Origin of the sequence: Streptomyces sp. RPT161, from assembly GCF_027533845.1 — a bacterium.
GTDB lineage: Bacteria > Actinomycetota > Actinomycetes > Streptomycetales > Streptomycetaceae > Streptantibioticus_A > Streptantibioticus_A silvisoli_A.
Genome location: NZ_JAPZVN010000042.1, coordinates 1 through 17,432 on the forward strand (window position 1 = coordinate 1; position 17,432 = coordinate 17,432).

The window sequence follows — 17,432 nt, forward strand, 5'->3', positions numbered from 1 at the left end:
TGACGCGCTCGCGGAGCTGCTGGCCGGCATCCCGGCTGAGCACCCGCTGACCGCCGTGCTGCACACCGCGGGCGTGCTGGACGACGGCGTACTGGACGCACTCACCCCCGAGCGGTTCCAAACCGTGCTGCGCGCGAAGGCAGTCTCCGCCCTCAACCTGCACGAACTCACCCGTGAACACGACCTGTCGGCGTTCGTGCTGTTCTCCTCCATCAGTGGCACGCTCGGCAGCACGGGCCAGGCCAACTACGCGGCTGCGAACGCGTACTTGGACGCGCTGGCCGAGCAGCGGCGTGCCGACGGTCTGCCCGCCACCTCCATTGCCTGGGGTGCCTGGGCGGCGGGCATGGCGGTGGACGGCGAGATCGAGCAGCGGATGCGGCGTGGCGGTGTGCCGCCGATGGCACCGGAGCTGGCGATCCGCGCACTGCGGCAGGCCGTTGAACTGGGCGAGCCGACGCTGACCGTCTCTGACTTCGACTGGGAGCGGCTGGCCCCCGGCTTCGTGGCCGTGCGTCCGAGCCCGCTGATCGGCGAACTGCCGGAGGTGCGTCGTGCGTTGGCAAGTGCGGACGCCGAAGCTCCCGTTGCCAGCGGGTCGTCGCTGGCTGAACGCCTGGCCGGGCTGTCCGGCACGGAACAGGACCGCGTGCTGCTGGACCTGGTGCGCACCCACGTCTCCGCGGTGCTCGGGCACAGCGGTTCGGCGTCCATCGAGGCGGACCGCGCGTTCAAGGAGTTGGGCTTCGACTCGCTGACCGCGGTGGAGTTGCGCAACCGCCTTGGTGCCGCCACCGGTGTGGAACTGTCGGCGACGCTGGTGTTCGACTACCCGACGGCGTCCGCGCTCGCGGGCTATCTGCGGTCCGAACTGGTGGGTGCGCAGACAGCCGTCGTCGGCCCGGTCGCGCAGGCGGTGGACGACGATCCGATCGCGATCGTGGCGATGAGCTGCCGTTTCCCGGGCGGTGTGCGCAACCCCGAAGAACTGTGGCAGTTGCTGGCCTCCGGCGCAGACGCCATCGGGGAGTTCCCGACCGACCGTGGCTGGGACCTTGCGCGGCTCTACGACGCCGACCCGGAGAAGCAGGGCACGTTCTACGCCCGCGGCGGTGGGTTCCTCTACGACGTCGCTGACTTCGATCCGGCGTTCTTCGGTATCTCGCCGCGTGAGGCGCTGGCGATGGACCCGCAGCAGCGGCTGCTGCTGGAGACGTCATGGGAGGCGTTCGAGCGGGCCGGGATCGACCCGGCGTCGCTGCGCGGCAGTCGGGCCGGTGTCTTCGTCGGTTCCAACGGACAGGACTACGACAGTTTCCTGCAGACCGTGCCCGACGGCATCGAGGGATACCTGGGCACCGGCAATGCGGCCAGCGTTGTCTCCGGCCGCCTGGCATACACCTTCGGTCTCGAAGGCCCGGCGGTGACTGTGGATACGGCTTGCTCGTCGTCGCTGGTCGCGCTGCACTGGGCGATCCAGGCGCTGCGCAACGGCGAGTGCGACCTGGCGCTGGCCGGTGGTGTGACGGTGATGTCCTCGCCGGGTGCGTTCATCGAGTTCAGTCGGCAGCGTGGCCTGGCGGCGGACGGACGAATCAAGGCGTTCGCGGCGGGCGCGGATGGTACGGGGTGGGGTGAGGGCGTCGGCATGCTGCTGGTCGAGCGGTTGTCGGATGCCCGGCGCAACGGTCATCCGGTGCTGGCGATCGTGCGTGGTAGTGCGGTGAACCAGGATGGTGCGAGTAACGGTCTTACGGCGCCGAATGGTCCGTCGCAGCAGCGGGTGATCCGGCAGGCGCTGGCCGTCGCCGGGCTGAACGCGTCCGACGTTGACGCTGTTGAGGCGCACGGTACGGGTACGACGCTGGGTGACCCGATCGAGGCGCAGGCGTTGCTGGCGACGTATGGGCAGGACCGCCCCGAGGGTCGCCCGCTCTATCTGGGTTCGATCAAGTCGAACATCGGTCACACGCAGGCGGCGGCCGGTGTGGCGGGGATCATCAAGATGGTGTTGGCGATGCGGCATGGTGTGTTGCCGCAGACGCTGCACGTCGATGAGCCCACGCCGCACGTGGACTGGTCGGCCGGTGACATCGCCCTGCTGACCGAGGCCCGGGAGTGGCCCCAGACGCAGGGGCCACGTCGGGCTGCCGTCTCCTCCTTCGGTTTCAGCGGCACCAACGCGCACACGGTTCTGGAACAGGCACCCGCAGAGGACGTGGCGGCCCTGCACCCCGCGGCGCCGCAGGCCGTACAGTCCTGGACCCTGTCCGCCAAGGGCACCGAGGCGCTGCGCGCCCAGGCCGAACGACTGCGGGCACACGTGGCCGCCGATCCGGACGTGGCCGCCACCGACATCGGGTACTCGCTGGCAACGGCACGTGCCGCCCTGGAGCAGCGGGCAGTCGTGGTGGGCCGGGACCGTGCCGAACTGCTCAGCGGCCTCGCGGCGTTGGCTCGCGGCGAGTCCGTACCGGCACTGATCCAGGGCTCGGCGACCGACGGGCGCACCGCGTTCCTGTTCACGGGGCAGGGTAGTCAGCGGCTTGGCATGGGTCGGGAGTTGTATGAGGCGTATCCGGTGTTCGCGGATGCGTTGGATGCGGTGGTCGCCGAGTTGGATGGTTACCTGGAACGGCCGTTGTATGACGTGCTGTTCGGTTCGCATGCGGAGTTGTTGGATCAGACGGCGTATACGCAGCCTGCGTTGTTCGCGGTTGAGGTGGCCCTGTTCCGGTTGGTGGAGTCGTGGGGTCTGAAGCCTGACTTCCTGGCCGGGCACTCGATCGGTGAGTTGGTCGCGGCGCATGTCGCTGGTGTGTTCTCGCTTGGGGATGCGTGTGCGTTGGTGGCGGCTCGTGGCCGGTTGATGCAGGAGCTGCCTGGTGGTGGTGCGATGATCGCCGTGCAGGCTGCGGAGGACGAGGTTGGTCCGTGGTTGACCGATGGGGTCGGTGTTGCGGCGGTCAACGGTCCGACGTCGGTTGTGATCGCTGGTGATGAGGGTGAGGCGCTGGCGGTCGCTGGGCGGTTCGAGGAGTTGGGTCGTAAGACCAAGCGGTTGACGGTGAGCCATGCGTTCCACTCGGCGCATATGGATGGCATGTTGGCGGATTTCCGTAAGGTGGCTGAGGGGCTGAGGTACGAGGCTCCTCGGATTCCGATCGTTTCCAACCTGACGGGTGCGTTGGTCACCGCTGAGGAGATCTGCCTGCCTGATTTCTGGGTGCGTCATGTGCGTGAGGGTGTGCGTTTCCTCGATGGCGTCCGTGTGTTGGAGGCGGAGGGGGTGAGGGCGTATCTCGAACTGGGGCCGGATGGTGTGTTGTCGGCCATGGCCCAGGAGTGCGTCACGTCGGAGGGCGCGGTGTTCGTCCCGGTGCTGCGGGCCGGACGCTCGGAAGCCGAGACCGTGACCACCGCGCTGGCCCAGGCCCACGTCAGCGGCATCTCGGTCGACTGGCGGGCGTACTACGCCGAGACCGGCGCCCAACGCGTCGACCTGCCCACCTACGCCTTCCAGCGCCAGCGCTACTGGCTGGACGACGCCAGGCCGACGGAGCACGTCACATCGGACGGCACCGTTGACGCACGCTTCTGGGAGGCTGTCGAAAAGGCCGATCTCGCCTCTCTCACCAGTGAGTTGGCGGTCGACGCGGATCAGCCGCTGAGCGCGGTGCTTCCCGCGCTGTCGGCGTGGCGCCGGCAGCGGCGCGAGCAGTCGACGGTGGACGGCTGGCGTTACCGGGTGACGTGGAAGCGGCTGGCCGAGCCCACGGTGACCCGGGTCTCCGGGGTGTGGCTGGCGGTCGTACCCGCGGACCACGCCGACGACGCGCTGGTACGCGGCACGCTCGCGGCGCTGGCCGAACGCGGCGCGGACATACGGCAGATCACCCTTTCCGCCGCCGACGTGGCCGCCGACACGCTGCCCCGACGGCTGGGGGAGGCGCTTGCCGGGCAGACCGCCCACGGCGTGCTGTCCCTGCTGGCGCTGGACCAGCGGCCGCACCCGCAGTACGCGACGGTGCCCACCGGGCTGCTGCTCACCGCGAGCCTGGTGCGGGCACTGGGCGATGCGGACGTCAACTCCCCGTTGTGGTGCGTGACGACGGGCGCGGTCAGCACGGCGGCGTCGGATCGGCTGCGCAACACCGCGCAGGCGCAGGTCTGGGGTCTTGGCCGGGTGGTGGCGCTGGAGCACCCCGAACGGTGGGGTGGCCTGGTCGACCTGCCGGAGAACCTGGACGAGCGCACCGCCGCACGGTTCGCCGCCGTACTGGGCGGACTCGGCGACGAGGACCAGCTCGCGGTGCGCACGTCGGGCGTACTGGCCCGGCGTGTCGCGCACGCCGAGCGGGCCGACGCGGACACCGCCAGCGCATGGCGGCCGCGCGGCACGGTGCTGGTCACCGGGGGCACCGGCGCGTTGGGCGCACATGTGGCCCGCTGGCTGGCCGGGAACGGCGCCGAGCACCTGGTGCTCACCAGTCGCCGCGGTACGCGTGCGCCGGGCGCCGAAGCGCTCACGGCCGAGCTGACAGCGCTGGGCGTCGAGGTCACGGTCGCCGCCTGTGATGTCACCGACCGGGAGGCGCTCGCGGCACTGCTGGACCGGGTGCCGCCCGTCACAGCCGTGGTGCACACCGCCGGTGCCGGGCAGTTCGCGCCGCTCGCGCAGACCGGCCCGGCCGAGGTCGCCGAAGTGGTGGCCGCCAAGGTCGCGGGCGCGGCGCACCTCGACGCGCTGTTCCAAGACGACTCGCTGGACGCGTTCGTGCTGTTCTCGTCCATCGCCGGAGTCTGGGGCAGCGGCGGACAGGCCGCCTACGCGGCGGCCAACGCCTACCTCGACGCGCTCGCCGAGCAGCGCAGGGCCCGCGGGCTCAAGGCCACCGCGGTCGCCTGGGGGCCGTGGGCGGACGGCGGCCTGGTGGCCGACGAGGAGGCGGCGGAGCAACTGCGCCGCCGCGGCCTGCCGGTGATGGCCCCCGAGCTGTCGATCACCGCACTCCAGCGGGCACTTGACCGCGACGAGACGACGCTGACCGTCGCCGACGTCGACTGGTCCCGGTTCGCCCCGGCGTTCACGGCCGCGCGGCCGCGTCCGCTGATCGCCGACCTGTCCGAGGTCCGCGACGCTCTGGCGGCCGACACGGACGACTCCCCCCAGGAGGAGACCGAGTCGCTGTCCGACCGGCTGGCCGGGCTTTCCGGCGCCGAAGCGGAACGGGCACTGCTGGACCTGGTACGTACACAGGCCGCCGCCGTGCTCGGCCACAACGGCACCGCCGCGGTCGAAGGGGGGCGCGCCTTCAAGGAGTTGGGCTTCGACTCGCTCACCGCCGTCGAACTGCGCAACCGACTGAACTCCGCGACGGGACTGCGGCTGCCCGCCAGCCTCGTCTTCGACTACCCGACGCCCAACGCGCTCGCCGAGCACCTGCGGGTCGAGATCGTCGGCGACGACGCACCGCAGGCGCTTCCCGCGCTCGCCGAAATCGACAAATTGGAATTCGTCCTGTCCTCCGTCCAGACCGACGACCCCGCGGAACGCGCCAGCGTCACCGCCCGCCTGGAGAAGCTGCTCCGGACGTGGCAGGAGGCGGAGAGCGCGGTCGCGGGCGACGACAGCGAACTGGAATCGGCCTCGGCCGAAGACATCTTCGACATCATCAACAACGAATTCGGACGTTCCTGACGTGGCTACTGCAAACGAAGAGAAGCTTCTCGACAACCTGAAGTGGGTAACCACTGAGCTGCGCCGTGCCCGTCGTCGCCTCCAGGAGGTGGAGGCGGAGGCACAGGAGCCGATCGCGATCGTCGGGATGAGCTGCCGGTACCCCGGTGGTGTGGGCTCGCCGGAGGACCTGTGGCGGCTGGTCGCGGAGGGCGGGGACGCGATCTCCGGCTTTCCGGCGGACCGCGACTGGGACATCGACGGCCTGGCCGACCCCGACCCGGAGAAGAAGGGCACCTTCTACAACACCGGCGGTGGCTTCCTCGCCGGCGCGACCGAGTTCGATCCGGGATTCTTCGGCATCAGCCCGCGCGAGGCGCTGGCGATGGATCCCCAGCAGCGGATCCTGCTGGAAACCTCCTGGGAGGCCTTCGAACGCGCGGGCATCGACCCGGCCGCCCTGCGCGGCAGCCACACCGGTGTCTTCGTGGGCGCCAGTTCCATGGGCTACGGCGCCGACCTCAAGGAGGCCCCGGAAGACCTGGAGGGCCTGCTGCTGACGGGCAGCGCAACCAGCGTGCTGTCCGGCCGGATCGCCTACAGCTTCGGACTGGAAGGCCCCGCGGCCACCATCGACACCGCCTGCTCCTCGTCGCTGGTCGCCCTGCACTGGGCGGCACAGGCACTACGGCAGCGCGAGTGCTCGCTGGCGCTGGTCGGCGGTGTGACGGTGATGCCGAGCCCCGACGTTTTCGTGGAGTTCAGCCGCCAGCGCGGCCTTTCGGTCGATGGCCGCTGCCGCTCGTTCGCCGCCGGAGCGGACGGCACGGGGTGGTCCGAGGGCGTCGGCGTGCTGCTGGTGGAGCGGCTGTCGGACGCCCAGAAGAACGGCCACCAGGTGCTGGCGGTCGTGCGTGGCAGCGCCGTCAACCAGGACGGCGCCAGCAACGGCCTCACGGCGCCCAACGGCCCGTCGCAGCAACGCGTCATCCGCCAGGCGCTGGCCAGCGCACAGCTGTCGGCCGCCGAGGTCGACGCCGTCGAGGCACACGGTACGGGCACGACGCTCGGAGACCCCATCGAGGCGCAGGCGCTGATCGCCACGTACGGGCAAGAGAAGTCAGCGGAACGGCCGCTGTGGCTGGGCTCGTTGAAGTCCAACCTCGGCCACGCCCAGGCGGCGGCCGGAGTCGGCGGTGTCATCAAGATGGTGATGGCCATCCGACACGGTGTGCTGCCGAAGACCCTGCACATCGATGAGCCGACGCCCAACGTGGACTGGTCGGCGGGCACGGTGTCCCTGCTCACCGAGGCGCGGCCGTGGCCGGAGAGCGGCCACCCGCGCCGGGCGGGCGTCTCGGCGTTCGGTGTGAGCGGCACCAACGCCCACACCATCATCGAGCAGGCACCGGAACCGGAGGCCACGGAGCCCGCCCCGCGGTCGCAGCGGCACCCGGTGCTGCCCCTGGCGCTCTCCGCCAGGACCCCGGACGCACTACGCGCCCAGGCGGACCGGCTGGCCGCCCACCTCAAGACGGCCGATCCGGCCCCTGAACCGGTCGACGTCGCCTACTCGTTGGCAGTGAGCCGTTCCGCACTGGAGCGGCGTGCGGTGGTTGTCGCGGCCGACCGGGATGAGCTGCTGAGCGGGCTGGAGGCCCTGGCGGCGGGTGACGTCGTCCCGGGTGTGGCACTGGGCACGGCTACCGAGGGCAAGTCGGCGTTCCTGTTCACGGGGCAGGGCAGCCAGCGGCCGGGGATGGGACGGGAGCTTTACGAGACCTATCCCGTCTTCGCCGAGGCGTTGGACGCGGTGTGCGAGCGGCTCGAACTTCCGCTCAAGGACGTGTTGTTCGGCGCTGATCGCGATGTGCTGGACCAGACGGCGTATACGCAGCCCGCGTTGTTCGCGGTTGAGGTGGCGCTGTTCCGGTTGGTGGAGTCGTGGGGGCTGAAGCCTGGCTTCCTGGCCGGGCACTCGATTGGTGAGCTGGCGGCGGCCCACGTCTCCGGTGTGTTGTCGCTGGATGATGCCTGCACGCTGGTGGCCGCTCGTGGTCGCCTGATGCAGGAGCTGCCGGGCGGCGGCGCGATGGTGGCGGTCCAGGCGGCGGAGGACGAGGTCGTCCCGCTGCTGGTCGAGGGCGTGAGCGTCGCCGCGATCAACGGGCCCACGTCGGTGGTGATCGCGGGTGACGAGGCTGCCGTTGTGGAGATCGCCGCGGGCTTCGAGGCGCGGGGCCGTAAGACCAAGCGGCTGAGCGTGAGCCACGCGTTCCACTCTCCGCACATGGACGGGATGTTGGAGGCGTTCCGCGAGGTGGCGTCGGGGCTCACGTTCGACGCGCCGAGCATCCCGATCGTCTCCACCCTCACCGGCGCCATCGTCACCCCCGAGGAGATCCGCACTCCCGACTACTGGGTCCGCCACGTGCGCCAGGCCGTCCGTTTCCTCGACGGCATAAGGGCGTTGGAGGCCCAGGGCGTCACCACGTTCCTCGAACTCGGCCCGGACGGCGTGCTGTCCGCCATGGCGCAGGAGTGCGTCGTACGACCGGAGGACGCCGCGTTCGTCCCCGTACTGCGCAAGGACCGTACCGAGGCCGAGGCGTTGACATCGGCACTGGCTCAGGCCCATGTGCGGGGTGCGTCCGCGGACTGGGCGGCGTACTTCGCCGGGACCGGGGCGGGCCGCGTCGAGTTGCCCACCTACGCCTTCCAGCGCCAGCGCTACTGGCTGGCGCCCGGCAACCGGCTCGGGGATGTCACGGCGGTCGGCCTGGAGGCGGCCGGCCATCCGCTGCTGGGCGCCGCCGTGCCGCTCGCCGACTCGGACGGTGTCGTGTTCACCGGTCGGCTCTCCCGTTCGACGCACCCATGGCTGGGGGAGTACGCGGTGTCCGGCACACCGTTGCTGTCGGGCGCCGCCTTCCTGGAGTTGGCGGTGCGCGCCGGAGACCACGTCGGCTGCGACCGGCTGGCGGAACTCACACTGGACGCGCCGCTGGCCCTCGCCGAGGGCGCCGCGGTACGGCTACAGGTCGCGGTGGGCGCCGCGGGCGCCGACGGGTGCCGCACGGTCACCGTGGCGTCGCGCCCCGACCACCCCGGCTCCGGCGACCTGCCCTGGACCCGCCACGCCACCGGCACCCTTGCCCTCACCGCACCCCGGCCGTCCTTCACCCTGGCCGAGTGGCCGCCCAAGGACGCCGAAGCACTCGAAGTCACCCCGCTGTACGAGGGGTTGCTGTCGGCCGGGCTTGACTGCGGCCCCCTGTTCCAAGGGCTTACGGCGGCGTGGCGGCGTGGCGACGAGGTGTTCGCCGAAGTGCGGTTGCCACAGGACGCCGACCCGCAGACGTTCGGGCTGCATCCCGCCCTGCTGGAGGCCGCCGCCCACACCGCCCTGCTCGGCCGCGCCACCACCGCTCCGCTCGCCCCGGCGGCCTGGCACGGCGTTTCGCTGTACGCGGTCGGCGCGACCGAACTCCGCGTACGGCTCGCCCCCGAGGCCGACGGCGCCGTATCGCTGCGCCTGGCCGACATCACCGGAGCACCGGTTGCCAGCGTCGATCGCCTCACCCTGCGGCCGCTGCCCGTCGACGCGCTGGTCGGGGACCAGGCGGCCGCCACTCGGACGCTGTTCCAGCTCGACTGGGCGGAACTTCCGATACCGGACGCCGTCGACTCGTCTACCGCGGCGGTGCTGGGGGAGCCCGACGCGTTCGGTCTCGACTCGGCCGTGGCGTACGGGGACTTGACCGCTCTGCGCACCGCCATCGACGAGGGCGCGAGCGTGCCGGAACTCGTCTTCGTGCCCTGCGGATCAGAGGGCACGCCCACGCCGGAAGCCGTGCGTGGTGCTGTGCACCGGGTGCTTGAGTTGGCCCAGGGCTGGCTTGCGGACGAGCGGTTCAGCGGCTCGCGCCTGGTGTTCGTGACCCGCGGCGCCGTGGCCGTCGACGGTGACGAACGGCTGGCCGATCCGGCACAGGCCGCTGCGTGGGGGCTGGTGCGGTCCGCGGAGACGGAGAATCCCGGACGGTTCGTCCTGCTGGATGTTGCGGGGGAGGACATCCCGTCGCACTCCCACCTCGGCGCACTGGCCCTCCTCGAAGCGGAACTGGCGGTCCGCGGCGCAGCCGCGTTCGCCCCCCGCCTCGCCAGGTTCTCGCCTGACGACGCGGCTGCCGCGCGTCCGCTCGACCAGGACGGCACCGTCCTCATCACCGGCGGCACCGGAACCCTGGGTGCCCTGGTCGCCCGGCATCTGGTCACCGAGCACGGCGCACGCCGACTGCTCCTGCTGAGTCGGCGCGGCACCGCCGCGCGGAGCGCCGCCGAACTCGTCGCGGAGCTGGCCGGTTTGGGGGCCGAGGCAACGGTTGTCGCCTGCGACGCAGCCGACCGGGAAGCGCTCGCCCGGGTACTGGACGGTGTCCCCGCCGAGCATCCGCTGACCGCCGTGATCCACACCGCCGGTGTGCTGGACGACGGCGTCATCCTGTCGCTGACTCCCGACCGGTTTGACCGGGTGCTGCGGCCGAAGGCCGATGCCGCATGGCATCTGCACGAGCTGACCCGTGGGTCGGACCTGTCGGCGTTCGTGCTGTTCTCCGCCGTCGCCGGAGTGCTCGGCAGCGCGGGCCAGGCCAACTACGCCGCCGCCAACGGCTACTTGGACGCCCTCGCCCAGTACCGCCGGGCGCGGGGACTCCCGGCGACCTCGCTCGCCTGGGGACTGTGGGCCGAAGCCAGCGGCATCACCGGCGACCTGTCCGAGGCCGATCTACGACGCATGGCCCGTGGCGGAATGGGCGCGCTGTCGTCGGCGGAGGGCATGGCCCTGTTCGACGCCGCCCTGCGCACAGAGCGTGCAGTGCTGGTTCCGGCACGGATCGACCTGGGCGCGGTGCGCGCCGCCGCCGGTACGGGTCCCGTACCGGCGATGTTCCGTGGCCTGATACGTACCCCCGGGCGGCGCACGGTGCGGTCCGCCGCGGCGGGTGGTGGTTCGCCGCTCGCCGACCGGCTGCGCGCGCTGTCCGGCGCCGAGCGGCGACGGACGTTGCTGGACCTGGTGCGTACGCAGGTGGCCGCCGTGCTCGGGCACTCCGGACCGGAGGCGGTCGAAGCGGGGCGTGCCTTCAAGGAGTTGGGCTTCGACTCGCTGACCGCGGTGGAACTGCGCAACCGGCTGAACGCCGCCACCGACCTTCGGCTGCCCACCTCGCTGGTCTTCGACTACCCGAACCCGACCGCCCTCGCCGACCACCTGCTCGGTGAACTCCTCGGCACCCAGCCCGAAGTGGCCACCACCGTCACACCGGGGGCCTTCGCCGACGAACCCATCGCGATCGTGGCGATGAGCTGCCGCTACCCGGGCGGCATCGGATCCCCGGAAGAACTGTGGCAGCTGCTCATCTCCGGTACGGACGCCATCACACCGTCCCCGGCCAACCGGGGTTGGCAGCTGGACGCGGCGGCCTTCGCGGGCGGCTTCCTGCACGACGCCGACCAGTTCGACGCCGCGTTCTTCGGTATCTCGCCGCGTGAGGCGCTGGCGATGGACCCGCAGCAGCGGTTGCTGCTGGAGACGTCCTGGGAGGCGTTCGAGCGCGCGGGCATCGCACCGGCGTCGCTGCGCGGCAGTCGGGCCGGTGTCTTCGTCGGTGCCGCGTACGGCGGTTACGACGCCGGGCTGGACCAGACGGAAGGCGTCGCGGGCCATGTGATGACCGGCAACGCGGCCAGCGTCATGTCCGGCCGCGTCGCCTACGCCTTCGGTCTCGAAGGCCCGGCGGTCACCGTGGACACCGCTTGCTCGTCGTCGCTGGTCGCGCTGCACTGGGCGATCCAGGCGCTGCGCACCGGGGAGTGCACGATGGCGCTGGCCGGTGGCGTGACGGTGATGTCGACTCCTGGCAACTTCACCGAGTTCACCCACCAGGGCGCACTGTCCGGTGACGCCCGCTGCAAGGCGTTCGCTGCCGCGGCCGACGGTACGGGGTGGGGTGAGGGCGTCGGCATGCTGCTGGTCGAGCGGTTGTCGGATGCCCGGCGCAACGGCCACCCGGTGCTGGCGATCGTGCGTGGTAGTGCGGTGAACCAGGATGGTGCGAGCAACGGTCTTACGGCGCCGAATGGTCCGTCGCAGCAGCGGGTGATCCGGCAGGCGCTGGCCGCCGCTGGGCTGAACGCGTCCGACGTTGACGCTGTTGAGGCGCACGGTACCGGTACGACGTTGGGTGACCCGATCGAGGCGCAGGCGTTGCTGGCGACGTATGGGCAGGACCGTCCTGAGGGTCGCCCGCTCTATCTGGGTTCGATCAAGTCGAACATCGGTCACACGCAGGCGGCGGCCGGTGTGGCGGGGATCATCAAGATGGTGTTGGCGATGCGGCATGGTGTGTTGCCGCGGACCCTGCATGTCGATGAGCCCACGCCGCACGTGGACTGGTCGGCCGGTGACATCGCCCTGCTGACCGAGGCCCGGGAGTGGCCCCAGACGGAACGCCCCCGACGGGCTGGTGTGTCCTCGTTCGGCATCAGTGGCACCAACGCGCACACCATCCTTGAGCAGGCACCCGCAGAGGACCCGGCCGCCGCAGCCAAGGCGACTGACCTGCCGTACCTGCCCGTCGCGCTCTCCGGCAAGGACGAAGCCGGGTTGCGTGCCCAGGCGGAGCGGCTGCGGTCGCGGCTGGACACGCACCCCGAACTCGGCCTCAGGGATGTGGCGTTCTCGCTGGCCACCGGCCGTGCGGCGTTCGAGCACCGCGCGGTGCTGGTGACGGGGGAGCGCTCGGCGCTCCTGGCTGGGCTGGAAGCGCTGGCCGAGGGACGGTCGACGGCCGGTGTGATCGAGGGCAGGACGACAGACCCGAAGCTGGCCTTCCTGTTCACGGGGCAGGGCAGTCAGCGGCTGGGTATGGGCCGGGAGTTGTACGAGACGTATCCGGTGTTCGCGGATGCGTTGGATGCGGTGGTCGCCGAGTTGGACGGTCACCTGGAACGGCCATTGTATGACGTGCTGTTCGGTTCGCACGCGGAGTTGTTGGATCAGACGGCGTATACGCAGCCTGCGTTGTTCGCGGTTGAGGTGGCGTTGTTCCGGTTGGTGGAGTCGTGGGGTTTGAAGCCTGACTTCCTGGCCGGGCACTCGATCGGTGAGTTGGTCGCGGCGCATGTCGCCGGTGTGTTGTCGCTGGCTGATGCGTGTGCGTTGGTGGCGGCTCGTGGCCGGTTGATGCAGGAGCTGCCTGGTGGTGGTGCGATGATCGCCGTGCAGGCTGCGGAGGACGAGGTTGGTCCGTGGTTGACCGATCGGGTCGGTGTTGCGGCGCTCAACGGTCCGGCCTCGGTTGTGATCGCTGGTGATGAGGGTGAGGCGCTGGCGGTCGCTGGGCGGTTCGAGGCGTTGGGTCGTAAGACCAAGCGGTTGACGGTGAGCCATGCGTTCCACTCGGCGCATATGGACGGCATGTTGGCGGACTTCCGCAAGGTGGCTGAGGGGCTGAGGTACGAGGCTCCTCGGATTCCGATCGTCTCCAACCTGACGGGTGCGTTGGTCACGGGCGAGGAGATCTGCCTGCCTGATTTCTGGGTGCGTCATGTGCGTGAGGCCGTGCGTTTCCTCGATGGCGTCCGTGTGCTGGAGGCGGAGGGGGTGAGGGCGTATCTCGAACTGGGGCCGGATGGTGTGTTGTCGGCCATGGCCCAGGAGTGCGTCACGTCGGAGGGCGCGGTGTTCGTCCCGGTGCTGCGGGCCGGACGCTCGGAAGCCGAAACCGTGACCACCGCGCTGGCCCAGGCCCACGTCAGCGGCATCTCGGTCGACTGGCGGGCGTACTACGCCGGAACCGGCGCCCAACGCGTCGACCTACCCACCTACGCCTTCCAGCACCGCCGTTTCTGGCCGGAGCCCATGGTCGACGCGGCTGCCGCGGACAGCCACCGGTACCGCGTCGTCTGGAAGGCGACGCCCGACGCCACACCTCACCAACTGTCCGGAAACTGGCTGACGCTGATCCCGGCGGCCCTCGCCGACGACCCGTGGATCACCGCAGTCACTGAGGCGCTGGGCGAGCGCGGCGCACGGATCGTGCCCGTGCCGGTGCAACAGGCACTGGCAGCCGAGCAGTTGCGTACGGCGGCGGCGGGGCAGCCGGTCGCCGGCGTGCTGTCACTGCTGGCGCTGGACGAGCAGCCGCACCCCGAGCACCCCTCCGTGCCGGTTGGTCTGGCGCTGACGGCGGAGTTGTCTCAGGCACTGGAGACCGTGGAGTTCGAGGCACCGCTGTGGTGTGTGACGCGCGGCGCGGTGTCGGTGGGCGCCGCGGACCGGCTGCTCAGCCCCGTCCAGGCACAGGTCGCCGGGCTCGGCAGGGTCATCGCTCTGGAGCAGCCCGAGCGCTGGGGTGGCCTGGTCGACCTGCCTGAAGCCCTGGACGCACGGACCGCCGACCGGTTCGCGGGCGCCCTGGCGGACGGCGGTGACGAGGATCAGTGGGCGATCCGTTCCGCGGGTCGCTTCGTGCGGCGTCTGGCCCACGCACCACGTACCGCCGCCACCCCCGACTGGACGCCGAGCGGCACGGTGCTGGTCACCGGCGGCACCGGCGCGCTGGGACAGCACGTCGCCCGCTGGCTGGCCCGGCACGGCGCCGAGCGGATCGTCCTGGTCAGCCGCCGTGGCGCGGACGCCCCCGGCGCCACGGAACTCGGCGCGGAACTGGCCGAGTCGGGGGCCACGGTGACGTTCGCGGCCTGCGACGTCGCCGACCGCGAAGCCCTTCGGGCGCTGGTCGACCAGTTGGCCGCCGACGGCACCCCCGTACGCGCCGTGGTGCACGCGGCGGGCATCTCCCAGCCGCCGGGCACCGGTGGTGAACTGCCGGACTTCGCGAACATCGTCGCCGCGAAGACGGCGGGTGCGATCCACCTGGACGCCCTGTTCGCGGACGACTCGCTGGACGCGTTCGTGCTGTTCTCGTCCATCGCCGGAGTCTGGGGCAGCGGGGGCCAGGGCGCCTACGCGGCGGCGAACGCGTTCCTCGACGCGCTCGCCGAGCAGCGCCGGGCCCGTGGCCTCACCGCCACGGCGGTCGCCTGGGGACCCTGGGCGGACGGCGGCATGGCGGCCGAGGGAGACGCCGAGGAGCAGCTGCGGCGCCGTGGGCTGCCGCCGATGGCGCCGGAGCTGAACCTGGCGGCACTGTCCGAGGCGGTCGTCGGCGGGGACACCACGGTCACCGTCGCCGATGTCGACTGGGCCCGGTTCGCCCCCGCGTTCACCGCGGCCCGTCCGCGCCCGCTGATCGCCGACCTGCCCGAGGTGCGGCACGCGCTGCGCGGCGCCGACGCCGACGACGAGGCCGCGCGGCAACGGCCCTCGGCGCTGCGCGAGCAGCTCGCCGAACTGGCCGCCGCCGACCGGCTGCCGACCGTGCTCGACCTGGTCCGTACGCATGTGGCCGCCGCGCTGGGGCACGACTCCCTTGACGCCGTCGAACCGGGCCGTGCCTTCAAGGAGTTGGGATTCGACTCGCTCACCGCGGTCGAACTGCGCAACCGGCTCAACACCGCCACCGGACTGCGGCTGCCGACCAGCCTGGTCTTCGACTACCCCAACCCCACCGTCCTGGCCCGGCACCTGCTGGGCGAGCTGCTCCCGGACAGCGCCCCGGACCAGCCGCTGGACACCGACCCGCAGGAAGCCGAACTCCGACGGCAGCTCATGGCCATCCCGCTGGGCCGGATCAGGGAGGCCGGACTGCTGGAAACGCTGCTGGAACTCGCCAACCCCCAGCAAACCCCTGCCCAGGGCGACGCAGATGAGGGGGCGTCCCCCGACGACATCGACGGGATGGACGTGCAGCATCTGATCGATATGGCGCTCGACAGCAATCAGCCCTGAAGTGCCCGAAGTGCGGAGAACATCATGACCACCCCCAACGAAAAGATCGTTGAAGCGCTACGGGCCTCACTCAAGGAAACCGAGCGGCTGCGCCGACAGAACCAACAGCTCACCGAGGCATCGCGGGAACCCATCGCGATCATCGGCATGAGCTGCCGGTTCCCCGGCGGAGTACGGTCGCCGGAGGATCTGTGGCGGCTGGTCGCGGAGGGCGGGGACGCGATCTCCGGCTTCCCGACCGACCGTGGGTGGGACATCGAGTCGCTGTACGACCCGGACCCGGAACGGGAAGGCACGTTCTACGCGCGCGAGGGCGGCTTCCTGCACGACGCCGCCGACTTCGACCCGGCGTTCTTCGGCATCTCGCCGCGTGAGGCGCTGGCGATGGACCCGCAGCAGCGGCTGCTGCTGGAAACCTCCTGGGAGGTGTTCGAGCGGGCCGGGATCGACCCGGTGGCCTTGCGCGGCAGCCGGGCCGGTGTCTTCGTCGGCGCCTCCTCCCAGGCCTACGGCGCAGGTCAGTACGAGCTGCCGGACGGCGTCGAGGGCCATCTGCTCACCGGTACCGCCTCCAGCGTGGTGTCCGGGCGGCTCGCCTACGTCTTCGGCCTCGAAGGCCCGGCGGCCACCATCGACACCGCCTGCTCCTCCTCGTCGGTCGCGCTCCACCTCGCCGTGCAGGCGCTGCGCCAGGGCGAGTGCTCGCTCGCCCTGGCGGCGGGCGTGACGGTACTGGCCACACCCGATGTCTTCGTGGAGTTCAGCCGCCAGCGCGGACTGTCCCCGGACGGCCGCTGCAAGTCCTTCGCGGCCGACGCGGACGGCACCGGCTGGTCCGAGGGCGTCGGCGTGCTGCTGGTGGAGCGGCTGTCCGACGCCCGGCGCAACGGGCACCCGGTGCTGGCGGTGGTACGCGGCTCGGCCGTCAACCAGGACGGCGCGAGCAACGGCCTCACCGCACCCAACGGTCCCTCGCAGCAACGAGTCATCCGGCAGGCGCTGGAGAACGCCCGGCTCACCGCCGACCAGATCGACGCCGTCGAGGCCCACGGCACCGGCACCCGGCTGGGCGACCCCATCGAGGCGCAGGCGCTGATCGCCACCTACGGCCAGGAGAAGTCGGCGGAGCGGCCGCTGTGGCTGGGCTCGTTGAAGTCGAACCTCGGTCACACCCAGAACGCCGCGGGCGTCGCCGGAATCATCAAGATGGTGATGGCGATCCGGCACGGTGTGCTGCCGCAGACGCTGCACGTCGCTGAGCCGACGCCGGACGTCGACTGGTCAGCGGGCGCCGTCTCGCTGCTCACCGAGGCACAGGACTGGCCGCAGACCGGCCAGCCGCGCCGCGCGGGCATCTCGGCGTTCGGGGTGAGCGGCACCAACGCCCACACGATCATCGAGCAGGCCCCCGAGGCGGATACCCCGGATGGGGACGCCGCTGCCCTGCCCGTTGTGCCGGTGGTCCTGTCGGCCAGGGGCACGGACGCGCTGCGTGAGCAGGCGCGGCGACTCCGGGACCACGTGCTGGCCAACAGCACGGCCGGGCTGGCCGACATCGGCCACTCGCTCGCGCTCGGCCGGTCGACGTTCGAACGCCGCGCGGCCGTTGTCGCGCCGGACCGCGACCGCCTGCTGGCCGGCCTTGAGGCACTGGCCGAAGGGCGCGGCGCGGCCGGGGTCGTTGAGGGTTCACCGGTGGGCGGCAAGCTCGCCTTCCTGTTCACCGGCCAGGGCAGCCAGCGATTGGGGATGGGACGGGAGCTTTACGAGGCGTATCCCGTCTTCGCCGAGGCGTTGGACGCCGTGTGTGAGCGGTTCGAACTTCCGCTGAAG

The 17,432-nt window shown here is 71.2% G+C and carries 3 protein-coding genes; all 3 read left to right on the plus strand.

What is annotated here, in order from left to right; translation table 11 throughout:
- On the plus strand, positions 1 to 5,701 hold a 5,701-nt coding region (locus O5O46_RS34415; protein ID WP_269859621.1), incomplete at its 5' end, for a type I polyketide synthase.
- Position 5,702: 1 nt separating this feature from the next.
- A complete protein-coding gene (locus tag O5O46_RS34420) occupies positions 5,703 to 15,599 on the plus strand; it encodes a type I polyketide synthase (protein WP_269859622.1) in 9,897 nt (3,298 codons plus the stop codon).
- A 24-nt stretch (positions 15,600 to 15,623) separates the two neighbouring features.
- The coding region (locus O5O46_RS34425; RefSeq protein ID WP_269859623.1) for a type I polyketide synthase at positions 15,624 to 17,432 on the plus strand (1,809 nt) is incomplete at its 3' end.